This is a genomic window from Streptomyces iconiensis, assembly GCF_028657195.3.
Lineage (GTDB): Bacteria > Actinomycetota > Actinomycetes > Streptomycetales > Streptomycetaceae > Streptomyces > Streptomyces iconiensis.
Window position 1 is genome coordinate 38,078 of the sequence record NZ_JANCPR020000003.1, and the last position, 14,091, is coordinate 52,168.

At 71.1% G+C, this 14,091-nt stretch carries 11 protein-coding genes; 4 read left to right on the top strand and 7 right to left on the bottom strand.

What is annotated here, in order from left to right:
• Positions 1-67 precede the first annotated feature (67 nt).
• A complete protein-coding gene (gene paaK / locus NMN56_RS03210) occupies positions 68-1,417 on the top strand; it encodes a phenylacetate--CoA ligase PaaK (protein ID WP_274042188.1) in 1,350 nt (449 codons plus the stop codon).
• 25 nt (positions 1,418-1,442) lie between these two features.
• Complete coding sequence (locus tag NMN56_RS03215) at positions 1,443-2,993, top strand: hypothetical protein (RefSeq protein WP_274042189.1); 1,551 nt, start codon at positions 1,443-1,445, stop codon at positions 2,991-2,993.
• A 136-nt stretch (positions 2,994-3,129) separates the two neighbouring features.
• On the opposite strand, the gene NMN56_RS03220 is transcribed toward NMN56_RS03215, so the two are convergent.
• Together NMN56_RS03220 and NMN56_RS03225 are read right to left on the bottom strand one after the other, a co-directional pair.
• Positions 3,130-4,314, bottom strand: a complete 1,185-nt coding sequence (locus tag NMN56_RS03220; protein WP_274042190.1) for a zinc-dependent alcohol dehydrogenase — start codon at positions 4,312-4,314, stop codon at positions 3,130-3,132.
• Positions 4,315-4,360: 46 nt separating this feature from the next.
• Positions 4,361-5,341, bottom strand: coding sequence for an SDR family NAD(P)-dependent oxidoreductase (locus NMN56_RS03225; protein WP_274042191.1), 981 nt, complete (start codon positions 5,339-5,341; stop codon positions 4,361-4,363).
• A gap of 220 nt (positions 5,342-5,561) precedes the next feature.
• On the opposite strand from NMN56_RS03225, the gene NMN56_RS03230 reads away from it, so the two are divergent.
• Positions 5,562-6,527, top strand: a complete 966-nt coding sequence (locus NMN56_RS03230) for a TIGR03557 family F420-dependent LLM class oxidoreductase (RefSeq protein ID WP_274042294.1) — start codon at positions 5,562-5,564, stop codon at positions 6,525-6,527.
• A 268-nt stretch (positions 6,528-6,795) separates the two neighbouring features.
• On the top strand, positions 6,796-7,203 hold the full coding sequence (locus tag NMN56_RS03235) for a RidA family protein (RefSeq protein WP_274042192.1): 408 nt from the start codon (positions 6,796-6,798) through the stop codon (positions 7,201-7,203).
• 120 nt (positions 7,204-7,323) lie between these two features.
• Here NMN56_RS03235 and NMN56_RS03240 read toward each other — a convergent pair whose 3' ends face one another.
• The 5 genes from NMN56_RS03240 to NMN56_RS03260 form a co-directional block, all read right to left on the bottom strand.
• The gene (locus NMN56_RS03240; RefSeq protein ID WP_274042193.1) at positions 7,324-8,712 is read right to left on the bottom strand and encodes an MFS transporter; all 1,389 of its coding nucleotides are present in this window, start codon (positions 8,710-8,712) and stop codon (positions 7,324-7,326) included.
• 428 nt (positions 8,713-9,140) lie between these two features.
• Positions 9,141-10,079, bottom strand: coding sequence for a sugar phosphate isomerase/epimerase family protein (locus NMN56_RS03245; RefSeq protein ID WP_274042194.1), 939 nt, complete (start codon positions 10,077-10,079; stop codon positions 9,141-9,143).
• Between the two features lie 210 nt (positions 10,080-10,289).
• Positions 10,290-11,399, bottom strand: a complete 1,110-nt coding sequence (locus tag NMN56_RS03250; RefSeq protein ID WP_274042195.1) for a Gfo/Idh/MocA family protein — start codon at positions 11,397-11,399, stop codon at positions 10,290-10,292.
• A gap of 470 nt (positions 11,400-11,869) precedes the next feature.
• Positions 11,870-12,793 (bottom strand): sugar phosphate isomerase/epimerase family protein, encoded by a 924-nt coding sequence (locus NMN56_RS03255; RefSeq protein WP_274042196.1) that lies wholly within the window; start codon positions 12,791-12,793, stop codon positions 11,870-11,872.
• Positions 12,790-14,070 (bottom strand): Gfo/Idh/MocA family protein, encoded by a 1,281-nt coding sequence (locus tag NMN56_RS03260; protein WP_274042198.1) that lies wholly within the window; start codon positions 14,068-14,070, stop codon positions 12,790-12,792. The genes NMN56_RS03255 and NMN56_RS03260 overlap by 4 nt, the downstream gene beginning before the upstream one ends.
• Positions 14,071-14,091: the final 21 nt, after the last annotated feature.

Genomic DNA, 14,091 nt, shown 5'->3' on the forward strand with positions numbered 1-14,091 from the left:
ACCGGCCTAGTGAGTCCGTACCGGCCCAGTGAGCCGCCGCACCGGCCCAGTGAAGGAGAGCCAGAGTATGAGCCCCGATGTCGTCACCCCGGATGCCGGTTCAGCACGCAGGCTGGGCGAGCCCCTTCCCGGTGAACTGCTCGACGAGGGGGAGCGGTTGAGCCCCGATGAGCTGCGTCAGCTCCAGCTCACGCGGCTGCGGGCCACGCTGCGGCACGCGTACGACGACGTGGAGCTGTACCGCGCGAAGTTCGACGCCGCGGGTGTGCGCCCGGAGGACTGCCGCACGCTGGAGGACCTGGCGCGCTTCCCGTTCACGACGAAGGCCGACCTGCGCGACACGTACCCGTTCGGGATGTTCGGTGTGCCGATGGAGAGCGTGCGCCGTATCCACGCCTCCAGCGGCTCGACGGGGCGGCCCACGGTGGTCGGTTACACGCAGGGCGACCTGGACGTGTGGGCCGCACTCGTCGCGCGCTGCATACGGGCCGCGGGGGGCCGCGCGGGGCACAAGGTCCATGTCTCGTACGGTTACGGGCTGTTCACCGGAGGGCTCGGTGCGCACTACGGCGCCGAGCGCGCGGGGTGCACCGTGATTCCCGCCTCCAGCGGAATGACGGCGCGTCAGGTCCAGCTCATCCAGGACTTCCGGCCCGAGATCATCATGGTCACCCCGACCTACATGCTCACGCTGCTGGACGAGTTCGAACGGCAGGGCATCGACCCGCGTTCCACCTCGCTGCGTGTCGGCATCTTCGGGGCCGAGCCGTGGACGGAGGAGATGCGCCGCGAGATCGAGGACCGGCTCGACCTGCACGCCGTGGACATCTACGGCCTGTCCGAGGTCATGGGCCCCGGTGTGGCACAGGAGTGCGTGGAGACCAAGGACGGGCTGCATGTGTGGGAGGACCACATCTACCCGGAGATCGTGGACCCGCTCGGTGAAGAGGCGGCGGCAGAGGGCGAGTTGGTGCTGACCACGCTCACCAAGGAGGCGCTGCCCGTCATCCGCTACCGCACCCGCGATCTGACGCGCCTGCTGCCGGGGACGGCACGCTCCTCGTTCCGCCGCATCCAGAAGATCACCGGACGCAGCGACGACATGCTCATCCTGCGCGGGGTCAACGTCTTCCCCAGCCAGATCGAGGAGATCGTGCTGCGGGTCCCTGCCGTGGCGCCGCACTTCCAGCTCCAGCTGAGCCGGCGCGGCCGGATGGACCACCTCACCGTGCTCGTCGAGGCACGCCCCGAAGCGGACACGGCCCTGCGCGGTGGCTCGGCCGCCGCCATCCTCCAGGGCATCAAGGACGGCATCGGCGTCACCGTCGACGTACAGGTCGTGGACCCGGGCACGATCGAACGGTCGGCGGGCAAGTTCCGCCGGATCAAGGACCTGCGCGGGGCGCCCTCGTCCTGAGCGTATTTCCGCGCATAATCCCGTTATGCGCGAAATGATCACTCAGGTCCTGACCCGTTCCAAGGTCCGCACCCGGGCGTTCCGGGCCGGAGCGCGGTACTTCCACCACGTCGAGAACGGGCTGACCGGGGTCTCAGGGCCCGGCGTCCCCGAGGACAACGAGACGGGGGTGATCGGCTGGGGCACCTCCTGGCGTATGCAGGGCTATGTGCTGATGGGGGAGCGGACCGGTGACCCCGCGTACGCGGTGCGGCTCGCCGAACTGATCGAGGGGGTGCTCGCAGCCCGTGACGAGGAGCGCGGGATCACCGACCACAGGGGGCGCAGCGGGCCGGTGTGGAGCACGGCGGGGAAGTTCACCGCTGCCACGGCCGTCGTCGAGGACGAGGAGGGCCGGGCCGCGCTGGAGGTGACGGTCTGTCCGCCCCGCTCGGTGCACGCCGTCGTCGGTGTCGTGCCCGAGAAGGACGGCCGCTTCGGGCTCACCGTCACCGGCAAGGGCCGGCCTTCCTTCGCCGCGCACGGGCTCAGCCTCGACCCGCGCGACCCACGCCGCGCCGATCACCTGCTCTACGAGGCGTACGAGCAGCGCAGCGGCATCACCGCGCGGCTCGTACCGCTGCCCGGCGCCGGTGACGGCGGGGGTGGCGCGGGCGCCAGTGGCAGAGGTGCCCGGGGTGACAGAGGCGGTGAGCGGCGGCGGGTGCGCGCCGGTCAGTACGCGGTGCGGCCGGCGCGGGTGGCGCTCGCCGCGCAGACCGGGATGATCACCTATCCGATCGCCGGGCTCGCGCGGCTCGCACGGGAGCGCGAGGACGCGGTACCGGCCTCGGTCAGGGCACGCCTGGAGGGCTGGCTCGACCTCGTACGGCGGGCCGTCGGCGCGCACGAGGAACAGTGGCAGCCCGTCGAGGGCGGACGCGGCTGCTACCGGTGGCTGCGCGATGAACCGGTCTCCTTCGCGGGGGCCGAACTGCCCACCAACGAGTTCCTGGCCGTGGGCCGCACACTGGTCCAACTGGCCGCCGTCACGGGCGAGGAGGCGTACGCCGAACGGGCAGCGGCGATGGCGCGCGCCCTGCGGGACGACTTCGTGGTGCGTACCGGGGTCGCCGTATGGCCGTACTGGCCGCGCTTCGGGCGCGTCTACAACGGCTGGTCGGCCACGGGTTCCGTCGCGACCGACGGCTCCCTCCACCGGCCCTCCTACGGCGCCGTCACCGTGCCGGAGGATGTGACGCACGCCCTCATCGACCTCGACTTCCTCCAGCTCTACCACCGCACGCCCGGGCTCCCCCTCGTCTTCACCGACGCCGACATGCGGGCCGTGGCCGCCGCCTTCTCCCGGCACGTCGTCGCGCGCGAGGGGCGCAGCTGGCGGATGCGGCACGACGTCGGTGGCGACGGCAGGCCGGGTACCGACCGCGAACAGGCCCATGTCGCCGCGTGGCTGCCCCTCGGCGGGTGGGCGGCCCAGCTGCCCGAACTGGTACGCACCATCCAGCCCGCCGTGCCGCCCGCTCCCTTCATGGGAGTCGACACCTACTGCGGCGCCCTCCTGGCCCGCTGGGGCTGACCTGTCGCGCGGGCCCCGGACCGCGCCCGTCCGGCCGCCCTCGGGCCCCCTCGGCTCCGCTCCCTCCGGCCTCTCCTCCCGGCCCTCCCGGCCCTCCCGGATCACGCCCGGCCCACGGCCAGGCACACGGTCAGGCTCACGGGTTGAGGACGGTCTTGATCATGCCGTCCTCCTTGCGTTGGAAGGTGCCGTACGCGGCCGGCCCCTCGTCCAGGGGCAGATGGTGGGTGGCGAAGCCGTCGACGCCCAGCGGGTCGTCGTCGGTCAGGAGGGGGAGGATCTCGTCGGTCCAGTGCCGCACATTGGCCTGGCCCATGCGGAGCTGAAGCTGCTTGTCGAACATCGTCATCATCGGCAGCGGGTCGAGGCTGCCTCCGTAGACGCCGGAGATCGAGACGGTGCCGCCGCGCCGTACGACCTCGATGGCGGCGCTCAGCGCGGCGAGCCGGTCCACACCAGCGCGTTCCATCAGCTTCTCGGCGAAGCCGCTGGGAAGCAGGCCGACGGCCTGGTGCGCCGCGCGGGCCAGCGGGGCGCCGTGCGCCTCCATGCCGACCGCGTCGATCGCCGCGTCGGTTCCCCGCCCGTCGGTCAACTCCCGTACGACGGAAGGGAGATGGTCGCCGTGTTCCCGCAGATCGAGGGTGCGGACACCGTGTGCGCGTGCGCGCGCGAGGCGTTCGGGCACCAGGTCGACGCCGACGACCAGCTCGGCGCCCTGGTGCTGTGCGATCCGGGCGGCCATGTCACCGATGGGGCCGAGGCCGAGCACGGTGACGCTGCCGCCCCGCGGGATGTTGGCGTAGGCCACGGCCTGCCAGGCGGTGGGCAGTACGTCGGAGAGGTAGACGAACCTGTCGTCGGGCGGCCCCTGCGGCACCTTGACGGGCAGGGTGTCGCCGAACGGTACGCGCAGGAACTCCGCCTGCCCGCCCGGCACCTGCCCGTACAGCTTGCTGTAGCCGAACAGCGCTGCGCCCGTGCCGCGCTCGGTGACCTGCGTGGTCTCGCACTGCGAGTGCAGACCGCGCTCGCACATCCAGCAGGTGCCGCAGGAGACGTTGAACGGCACCACCACGCGGTCACCGGGCGCCAGCCGGGTCACGGCGGAGCCGACCTCCTCGACGATGCCCATCGGCTCGTGCCCGAGGACATCACCGGGCGTCATGAACGGCCCGAGCACCTCGTACAGATGCAGGTCGGAGCCGCAGATGCCGGTGGAGGTGACACGCACGAGCACATCGGTCGGCTCCCTCAACTCCGGGTCGGGGACGGTCTCCACGCGCACGTCGCGCTTTCCCTGCCAGGTCAGTGCCCTCATGTCAGCTCCTCCACGGGGTGCCCGTCCTTCACCGGGTGCCCATCCCTCACGTGCCCTGTCGTGCGGTTTCGTTGAAGCGGCGCGAGGCGCGCTCGTTGAGCGCGCTGATCGCCGACTGCCAGCGCGGACGTGCCGCGTTCTCGTCCTGCGCGAGGCCGTGCCCCTTGACGGTGGCGCCCTCCTTCTCCTGCGAGTCGGGCAGCAGCCGGGCGACGAGGCAGTTGGCGCGGGTCACCAGCGTCGGCGCCATCCCGTACGCCGTGGCACCGAGCCGCGCGGCGGGGGTCAGCACCACCCGCGTCCTGCGGCGCTCGACCGCGTCGACGATGCGCTCGGCTGCGCGCGGCGCGCTCATCGTCACCAGCGGCATCCCGGCCAGCGTCGCGAACCACGCGTACTCGCGCGCGGCATCGCCGCCGAACTCCGCCTGGAGGTGCGAGCCGGTCCGCATCAGCCCGGGGTGCGCCGCCGTCACGCTGACCCCGTACTCAGCCTGCTCGGCGCGCAGCCCCTCGGCCAGCGCGCCGATCGCGGACTTCGCGCACGCGTACGGCAGGAGATGCGGTACGGGCAGCAGCCCGCCGACGGACCCGATCAGTCCCAGCCGCCCGCCGACGGAGCTCTTGCGCAGATGCGGCAGGGACTCCAGCGAGGTGTGCAGGGCGCCGAAGAACATCGTCTCCATCGCGCCGCGGAACCCTTCCTCGCCGGTCGCCTCGGCCGGGCCGACCTGGATGATCCCGGCGTTGCCCAGCACCACGTCCAGGCCCCGCTGGTCCTCGGCGGTACGCGCCACCACATCGCGGACGGCGTACTTGTCCCGTACGTCGCAGACGCGCGCCGCGACCGTCGTACCGCGCCGCCCGGCCCTGCGGCGCAGCAGGGCGGCGGCGCGGTCCAGCTCCTCCTGGTCACGGGCGGTGATGGTGACGTTCCAGCCGCGTTCGACGCACTGTCGCGCGAGCAGCAGCCCCAGCCCCCGGGAGCCGCCAGTGACCAGCACGGACAGGTCGTTGAGGTGGCGCATGGGAATCCTTCCCTCCGGCTTCCGCTGTTTCCGCTCGGCCGGCCCTCCGGCGCTGCCGGCTCTCCGGTGCATCGGGCCACTCGGACATTCCCCCGGTTCCCATGTTCGGCCGCCCCACACACGGCGGCGACCTGGCAGGGAGCGGCCGGAGGTGTGGGACGGCGGAGAAAGGTTCACCGTGGACGGGAGGACGTGCAGGCGAGCAGAGAGCGAGGAGATCATGCAGATCGGCTACAAGCTCATGGCCGAGCAGTACGGTCCCGACGACCTCGTCCGGCAGGCCGTGGCGGCCGAGGCCGCCGGGTTCGACTTCGTGGAGATGAGCGACCACTTCCACCCCTGGCTGGACCGCCAGGGACACTCGTCGTTCGTGTTCTCCGTACTGGCCGCCATCGCGGCGAAGACCGAGCGCATCGAGCTGGTCACCGGCGTGACCTGCCCGACCATCCGCTACCACCCCGCCGTCATCGCCCAGGCCGCCGCGACACTCGCGCTGCTGTCCGACGGCCGCTTCGTCCTCGGAGTCGGCTCGGGCGAGCGGCTCAACGAACACATCGTGGGCAGGGGCGTTCCCGGCGTACGGGAGCGGCAGGCGATGTTCCGGGAGGCGCTGGAGATCATCAGGCTGCTGTGGCAGGGCGGTTACCGCTCCTACGACGGGCGTCATCTGCGGCTGGAGGACGCGCGCGTCTTCGACCTGCCCGAGCGGGCACCGCTGCTCGCCGTCGCCGCCAGCGGCGCCGTCTCCTCCCGGATCGCGGCCGAGCTGGGCGACGGGCTCTTCGCGACGGAGGAGAAGCCCGAGATCGTGCGGCACTACCGCGAGGCGGGCGGCAAGGGGCCCAGGTACGCGGAGGTGCCGATGGCGTGGGCGCCCGACGAGGCCACCGCGGTGCGCGCCGCATGGCAGGACTTCCGGTGGGCCGTGACCGGCTGGAAGGTGATGAGCGAACTGCCCAACACGGTCAACTTCGAGGCCGCGACCGCCACCGTACGCGAGGACGACATCCGCGACCGCTTCGCCTGCGGCTCGGACCCGGCACGTGCGATGGAGGTAGCCCTGCCCTTCGCCGACGCCGGCTTCGACCGGCTGGTGCTGCTCAACGCGGGCCCCGACCCGATGGGGTTCATCGAGTTCTACCGCGATGAACTCGCCGACCGCATACGGAAGTTGGCGCCCGCCTGAGGTCCGCCACGGTGGAAACGCGGCGCGTGCCGGGTGGAGAGAGATGTGAGGTGTGCCGGGCGGAGATGCGGCGTGTGCCGGGCGGAGATGTGACGCGTGCCGGGCGGGAATGCGGCGCGTGCCGGGCGGAGAGACCTGATGCTCCTGCCGTGCGGAAAACGGGTTGCGGTGGGGCGGGAGCGGCTGTGTGCTGGGACTTCGCTGGTCCGTTACCCCTGTTCCGTGAACCCCTTCACGGAACCCCGCTTCCGTGACCCCAGGAGATTCCGTGGCGCGCGCCGTGACCCTGATCCGTTCCCAGTCGCTGTCCGACGTGGCGGAGTACGCCTACGCGGCGACCGCGCCCGCCGAGGCACGCCTGGTCTTTCTGGCGGGCGCCTGCCCCTTGAACGACGACGGTTCGACCGCAGCCGTCGGCGACTACGCGGGGCAGGCGGCGAAGGCCGTGGAGAACATGCGGGTGGCGCTGAAGGAGGCGGGTGCCTCACTGGAGGACCTGATCAGCACCCGCGTGCTGGTGGCCTCCAGCCGCCAGGAGGACCTGGTGACCGCATGGGAGGTCTACCGCGACGCGCTCGGTACCCACGAGGTGCCCAGCACGCTGATGGGGGTCACCGTGCTCGGCTACGAGGCTCAGCTCGTGGAGATCGAGGCGGTCGCCGCCGTCCTCGACTGACGGTGCTCGGCTGTCGGTGTTCGACTGTCGGTGCTCGACTGTCGGGGCTCGACCGACGGTACTGTGAGCTGTCGGTGCTCGCTGACCGTGCGACGTGGACCCGTGGACCCGTGGACCCCGTCAGGACACGCCCCGTACCCGCTTCACCACGGGAATGCCCAGCAGGGCGAGCACGATTCCGGAGACGAAGAGTGCCGGGTAGCTGTCGCCGCCGCCGAGGCCGAGCAGTGTGGGCGCGTAGATCGGTACGAGTGAACTGGGCAGCGTGACCGCGATGTTGGCGACACCCATGTCCTTCGCCGAGTCCTGCTCGCTGGGGAGGACGGAGCTGGGCAGGGTGTAGTGCCCGCTGTAGAAGAAGCCGTTGCCCAGGCCGAGCACCGTCGCGCCGACGAACATGCCGGGCAGCGAGCGGGTGGAGATGAGTATGACGAAACCGGCGATGGCCAGCACCGCGGCGAAGACCATGGAGAACTTCCGCCGGTGGTAGCGGTCGGACAGCCAGCCGGACACGAGTGCGGTGAGCGCGCTGGTCCCGTTGACGACGAGGGTGAGGACGAACGTCAGCGCCGGCAGCCGGGATTCGCCGATGTGGAGATAGTCCGAGAGGTAGTAGACCTGGTAGGTCACGAACGTCATGATCGCCGTGGAGACCAGCAGAATGCTGAGGATCGCCCAGCCGAAGTCGGGGTTCTTACGGGGGTTGAACCAGAAGGTACGCAGGAACTCCCGTAGGTTCCACGGCTGCTGGTCCGCCGGGTCCAGTCGCCGGTCCTTGAGCTTCACGCACAGGAGCAGCACGGTCGCAGCGGCGATGACCATCGGGGCCAGGATCATCGCCTGCGGCGCGCTGGCGGCCATACGCTGCGCGATCCACGTACCGAGGATCAGGCCGACCGGGTAGCAGATGCCCATCAGGCCGCCGACCACGCCGCGCTGGCGCGGCGGTATCTGGTCGGGGAGGACCGCGACGAGCGGGGCCAGCAGGGCGTTGAAGAAGGTCTGGGCCACGCACCAGCCGATGAGAACCATGCCGGTGTTCACCGCGCCCGCCACCATCGCGAGCCCGGCACCTCCGCCGATCAGGCCCGCGATCATCCACGGGCGCCGCATACCGAACCGCGAGGTCGTGCGGTCGCTGAGCTTTCCGAACAGGGGGTTCGCGAGCACGGCGCACAGCGCGCCCACGCTGAGCACCAGCGAGAGCGAGCCGACCTTGCCGTCGGGGTCGATCTGCTGGATCTTCAGCGCCAGCGAGACGACGGACGGCGTGATGATCGCGACGTAACTGCCGAAGAGCGCCAGGATGTAGATCGCGATGAAGGCGGCGCTCGCACGGGCGGGCTCGGCACCCGGCCCTGCCACGGATGTGGCCGCGGGCGTGGTTGCCGATGCCGATGTCGATGCGGACGCGGGCGTGGTTGCCGACGCGGGCGTGGGTGCGGTGGTGGTGGTCGGAGGTGGAAGTTCCCCGGACTTCTCCGGTGAGTTGACGACTCTGTCACTCATGGATGCGCCTTTCGACAGGCCGAGACGGCGGGTACGCGGCGGGAGCCGGGCACGGGCTCGTCAACGGTGGAATCTGGCGCGGCGCCCCTCCCGGCACGGCTCGCGGGGGAAAGCGGAAGGGGAGCCGTGGGGTGTGGAAGGAGGGGAAAGAGGGGAGGGGGCGCCGACTGTGAGGAGAGCGCGGGGACGGTGGGGTGTACCGCCGCCCGGCACGGGAGGTGCTGTCGCTGCCCCCGCGAGGAGGACAAGGCGTCTTCGCGGGGGACTCGCGAGGAGGTGGGTGTCCTCCGGGGGAGGAGGGCCCTCGGGGGAGGACGGGGGTGTCCTCGTACGGGGGCCGGGACCTGCGGGAGGACGAGGGCTCGCGGGAGGACCGGGGCTGGCCGGCCTTTATGCGAGGGCCGGGTCCTCCGGGGTGGAGCCTGGGCCTACGGGAAGACGGGCGCCAGGGACCGCTCGATGAACTCGCGGGCCGCGGTGATCTCCGTAACCGGGTCGGCGACCGCGTCCAGCTCCAGCAGCGCCAGCTCGGTGAAGCCGATCTCGCGCATCAGACGGCCCCAGGAGAACCAGTCGATGGAGCCGGCGCCGACCCTGCGGAAGTACTCGCGGTGCGTGTCGTGGATCGTCTCGTCGATGGGAACCCGGAGCGGGGCGGGGCCCGTGGCGTCCTTCCAGTGCGAGATGACCACGCGCTCCCGGTGGCGCGAGACGATGTGCGTGGGCTCGCCCCCTGACAGCGCCAGGTGCCCGGTGTCGGGGCAGAGGCTGACGAACAGCGGGTCGGTGAGGGCCATCAGCAGGTCGACATCGCGTGCCGTGCAGAAGGAGGAGTGCGCCTCGGTGTGCAGCGCGGTGGTCACGCCCTCCTGGAGACTGGCGTGGCCGACCACATGGGCGATGTCCGCGACGTTCTTGAGGAAGTCGAAGTCGTTGAACTGCGGCGGCTGCGCGTTCCACGTCGTACGCATCGGCGGGGAGGCCACGAGGACGTCCCCGCCCGCCTCCTTGATGAACCGGGCGTAGGCGGCAGCGCTGTCGGCTATCGCCCCGCGGTCCGCCGCCGGGTCCCAACTGCCCTCCAGGTAGAAGGCGCTCTTCAACTCCATGCCCCGGCCGTCGAGTTCCTTCTTGAACTCCTTGGCCCCGCCGAAGGCCCTGCGGATACTGTCCACGTTCGCCGGGCCGAACGTGACCTCAAGGCTGGTGATGCCGGCGGCTGCCGCCGAGTCGAGGATCTTGCGCCAGATCGCGTCGGGGTCGCGGTCGGAGAGTTCCTGGATCGCCGCCTCGTCGGGGAGGCCCCAGAACGACGGGTTGTAGAAGGTGATCAGATCGACGCCGAACTTGGGTCGGGTGGTGCTCATACGGTCCTGCTCCTCGGTTATGTGCTGTGCGCTGTGCGCTGTGCGCTGTGCGCTGTGCGCTGTGCGCTGTATTGCTGTCGTGGCTGCGTGCTGCGTTGCCTGTCGTGCTGTGTCGCTTGTCCTGGCGGTTCGCCGTGCTGCCTGGCGTGCCGCCCCCGGGCCGTCCGGCCTGTTGTGGGGCGGGCCGGCTACCGCGTCTGGGTGGGCCGGTTACTGCGCCGCGGGCGCGGGGCGCTCCACGGTCGAGGTGAGTTCCACGACCTGGCGGGTGGTGCTGGAGGTCTCCACGGCTTCGAGCGCCTCCAGTACGTGGAAGGCGAGTTCGGCCGTGGCGCGGTGCGGTGCCCCGTCCACGGCACCCGCCAGGTCGTCGACGCCCTTGCCGCGCAGCATCTGGACGGCCATGTCGAGGGAGCCCGACGCCGGGAAGACCGGCGGCAGCGTGGTCCACTCGGAATCGTGGTTGCCCCGTACCTGCACGTCGCCGTCGAAGCCGTTCGGGTCGGGGATCGTCAACGTCCCCGCTGTGCCGTAGATCTCCAGGAACGGCAGGTGATGGTTCCAGACGTCGAAGCTCATCTGCAGCGAGCCGATGACGCCGGAGGCGAAGCCGAGGACGGCCGCAGCGTGGGTGGGCGTGGTGACCTGTATACGGTCGACCGTGCGGTCGGGGCTGGTCACCTCGCGAACGGCGGCGCCGACCCGGCTCAGCCCGGAGACCGTGGCGATCGGACCGAGCAGATTGACCAGGCTCGTCAGGTAGTACGGGCCCAGATCGAGCCCGGGGCCGCCACCGGGGGCGAAGAGGAAGCCGGGATTCGGGTGCCATGTCTCGGCCTTGCTGTGCGTGACGAACGCCGTCGCGCCCACCGGCTCCCCGATGACGCCGTCGTCGAGCGCCTTGCGCGCCGTCTGGGCCGCGCTGCCGAGGAAAGTGTCGGGGGCCGAGCCGAACAGGACGCCGTGCTCCCGTGCCAGTCCGGTCAGCGGCGCCGCCTCGGCGACGGTCGCGGCGACGGGCTTCTCGACGTAGACGTGCTTGCCCGCCCTGATCGCCTGCGCCGAGACGGCGGCGTGCGCGACGGGCGGGGTGATGTTGACGACGATGTCCACGTCGGGGTCGGAGAGCAGCGCCTCGACGGAGTCGTACGCCGCGATCCCGTGGTCGGCCGCCGCCTTGACCGCGCGGGAGTGGTCCAGGTCGGCGCAACCGGCTATCCGCAGGCGCGGGAAGCGCGCCATGCCGTTGACGTACCTGTCGAAGATGTTGCCGGTGCCGATGATGCCGACACGGGCAGGTGCGGAGGGGGAGAAGGTCACTTGGCGCTCCATGGTGCGGTGTGCGGTGTGCGGTGTGCGGTGTGCGGTGTGCGGTGTGCGGTGTGCCGGATCCGGGATCCTGTATGCGGTGCGTGGGATGCGGTGTGCCGGACCGGTGCGCGGTGCGCGGTATGTGGTGTGCCGGACCGGTGTGCGGTGCGCGGTATGTGGTGTGCCGGATTCGGGATCCGGTGTGCGGTATGGGGGATGCGATGTGCCGGGGCCGGGATGTGGGTGCGGGATCCGGTGTGCCGGATGCGGTGTGCGGGATTTGGTATGCGATATGCGGGCGACCGCTGACTGCCGATCGGTAACTGTCGACTGGTAACTGTCGATTGGTGACTGCCGACCGCAGATCGGTGACTGCCGACCGGCGAGCCGTAGTCGGCGTGCCGGTGCCGGTGCCGGTTCCGGTGCCGGAGCCCGTGCCGGGTGCCACGTGCCGTGCAGGCGGCGTGTGTATACCGTCTTCAGCCGACGAGCAGCGGACGCAGTGTGCGGTAGGCGATGTCCAGGCCCTGCTTGACCCGGGTCTCGTCGCCGCCCCATACGGGGTCCTCGTGCTCGACGGAGAGCGTTCCGGTGAAGCCCGCCTCGTAGAGCCTGTCCACCACGTGCGGCCAGTCGACCTGGCCGAGGCCCGGCACGCGGTAGCGCCACCAGCCCATGTCCCAGGGGTTGCCGCTGCGGTCGACGGCCGGTCCGAAGTGGCCCCAGCGGGTGCGGTCGCGCGGGCGCAGTTCCACGTCCTTGGCCTGTGCGTGCACGATGCGCTCCGCGTAGGGCGCGATGGTCTCCACCGGGTCGATCCCGATCCAGGTGAGGTGCGAGGGGTCCCAGTTGAGGTAGAGGTCGAGGGAGAACATCCACTCCCACAGCTCGGGCGAGTAGGCGAGGTTGCCCGGGTAGCCGTCGGGGTGCCAGCCCTCCATGACGCAGTTCTCGATGAGGAGCTTCACGCCGCGTTCGCCGGCGTACTCGACCAGCGGCGGGATGACCCGTTCGGCCTCGGCGAGGTTCTGCGCGACGGAGCGGTTCCAGTCGCGGCCGATGAACGTCCCCACGTACGGCACGTCCAGCGCCGCCGCCGCGTCGATCGCGTGCCGCAGATGGGTGCGGATCTCCTCGCGCCGTTCCGGGTCGGGGTGCAGGTTGTTCTCGTAGTACGCCAACGCCGAGAGTTCCAGGCCGTGTTGCTGGAACAGCGCGCGCGTGGCGTCGGCCTCCCGCTGTCCGAACCCGGCAACCGACAGGTGCGCCGCCTCGAAGTCGCGCCCTCCCGTACCGGGCCAGACGGCGACTTCCAGGGCCTCGTACCCCCGTGCCGCGGCCCATTCGGCGATCTGTTCCAGAGAGAGCTGCGGCAGACAGGCGGTCAGCATTCCGAGCTTCATGAGACGTACTCCTTCGAGGTCGCGGGTCCCGCGCCGGTCGCGGCGGCATCGGTGGCTGTGGTGCCGGCGGCTGCGATGTCGGTGCCGGCGACTGTGGTGCCGGTGCCGGTGCCGGTGCCGGTGCCGGTGGCGGGCGTGGTGGTCGCCGTTGCCGTTGCCCCGCCGGTCGCGGTGTCCACCGCGGTCCACGCCAGCGAACGGGAGGAGTCCAGGGCCGCCTCGACCAGCCGGGCCGAACGCACTCCGTCGGCCGCGACCGGCAGCCCCTCGGGCTTCGCGCCCCCGGCCGCCGCGTAGGCGTCGGCGACGAAAGCGCGGAAACAGTCCGCGTAACCCTGTGGGTGCCCGGCGGGCAGCGTCGACAGCCGCCGCTGTTCCGGGCTGCCGCGCCCGGGATCGCGCGCCAGCACCGTGGCTCCCTCGGAGGTGCCGAGCCATACGGTCTCCGGCTGTTCCTGGTCGAAGACGGCGCTGCCCTCGGCACCGTCGAGTTCGAACCAGAGGCGGTTCTTCCGCCCCGCCGAGACCTGCGAGACGGTGAGCGTGCCCAACACCCCCTCCGCCGTGCGCAGAAGCACCGCCGCCGCGTCCTCCGTACGTACGGGCACGCGGGGTGCGTCGGGCGCCGCGCCGGCCGGGCGTTCGGGGATCGTGGTCGCCAGCCGCGCCGACACCTCGGCGAACCGCACACCTGCGACCCATTCGACCAGGTCGCACCAGTGCGAGCCGATGTCGGCGAAAGCGCGGGAAGGGCCGCCGCGTTCGGGATCGGTGCGCCAGCCCGCGGCATCGGTGTCGAGCATCCAGTCCTGGAGGTAGCTGCCGTGCAGCAGCTGCCAGGCGCCGAACTCGCCTGCCTGTACGCGTGCCCGTATCTCCCGTACGAGCGGGTGGTAACGGTAGACGAACGGCACGGCCAGCAGGCGTTGCGTCTCCTCGGCCACGGCCGCCAGGTGGGCGGCGTCAGCGGCGGAGGTGGCGAGCGGCTTCTCGCAGATCACATGCTTGCCCGCGCGCAGCGCTGCTTCGGCCTGCGCTGCGTGCAGCCCGTTCGGGGTGCAGATGTGGACCATGTCCACGCTGTCGTCAGCCAGCGCCGCTTCGAGATCCGGGTAACCGCGCGGGAGTTCCCACTCCTTGGCCACCTGTGTGCCGCGCTCGGGCGACGAGGCGACCACCCCGCGCACTCTCCCGCCCGTGGCGCGTACCGCCTGGGCATGGACACCGGCGATCATGCCGGTGCCGACTATGGCTGCTCCCTTGCACCCGCGGGTCATGTGGGGACCTTCCTGTTGCTT